The sequence below is a fragment of the Streptomyces sp. Q2 genome, from assembly GCF_056820935.1.
The window spans coordinates 1-993 of sequence record NZ_JBXEJE010000117.1 but is presented as its reverse complement, the minus strand read 5'-3'; the positions used below and the strand labels follow the sequence as shown (position 1 = coordinate 993).

1 protein-coding gene is annotated in these 993 nt (G+C 72.2%); it reads right to left on the bottom strand.

Features of this window, described 5'->3' with window-relative positions:
• A partial coding sequence (locus ACWBNA_RS47830) for a transketolase family protein (protein ID WP_482710880.1) occupies positions 1–993 on the bottom strand: 993 nt, incomplete at both ends.

Sequence of the window (993 nt, the reverse complement as noted above, 5' to 3'; positions counted from 1 at the left end):
TGCCGTGCAGGGCGATGCCGTTCATCTCCGCGGCCATGGAGTGCTCGCGGATGCCGAAGTGGATCGTGCGGCCGTACGGGTCGGCCTCCGGCAGCGGATTGTCCGTCGGCAGGAAGGAACTCGTCTTGTCGATGGTGGTGTTGTTCGAGCCGGCCAGGTCGGCCGAGCCGCCCCACAGCTCCGGGACGACCCCGCCCAGCGCCTGCAGCACCTTGCCGGAGGCGGCGCGGGTGGCGACCGCCTTGCCCGCCTCGAAGACCGGCAGAGCGTCCTCCCAGCCCTCGGGCAGCTGACCTGCGACGACCCGGTCGAAGAGCTTCGCGCGCTCGGGCTGGGCGCCGCGCCACTTGTCGATCCGCTTGTCCCAGGCGGCGTGCGCCTCGGCGCCCCGGTCCAGGGCCCGGCGGGAGTGGGCGAGCACCTCGTCGGCGACCTCGAAGGACCGCTCCGGGTCGAAGCCCAGCAGCCGCTTGGTGGCGGCGACCTCGTCCTCGCCCAGCGCCGAGCCGTGCGCGGCCTCGGTGTTCTGCGCGTTCGGCGCCGGCCAGGCGATGATCGTGCGCATCGCGATGATCGAGGGCCGCCCGGTCTCGGCCTGGGCGGACCTGAGGGCCGCGTACAGGGCGTGCACGTCGATGTCGCCGTCGGCGCCCGGCTCGATCCGCTGCACGTGCCAGCCGTACGCCTCGTACCGCTTCAGCACGTCCTCGGAGAACGCGGTCGCCGTGTCGCCCTCGATGGAGATGTGGTTGTCGTCGTAGAGGAAGACCAGGTTGCCGAGCTTCTGGTGGCCGGCCAGCGAGGACGCCTCCGCGGAGATGCCCTCCTCCAGGTCGCCGTCGGAGACGATCGCCCAGATGGTGTGGTCGAACGGGGACTCGCCGTCGGGAGCCTCCGGGTCGAACAGACCGCGCTCGTAACGGGCGGCCATCGCCATGCCGACGGCGTTGGCGACACCCTGGCCCAGCGGACCGGTGGTGGTCTCGACGCCGG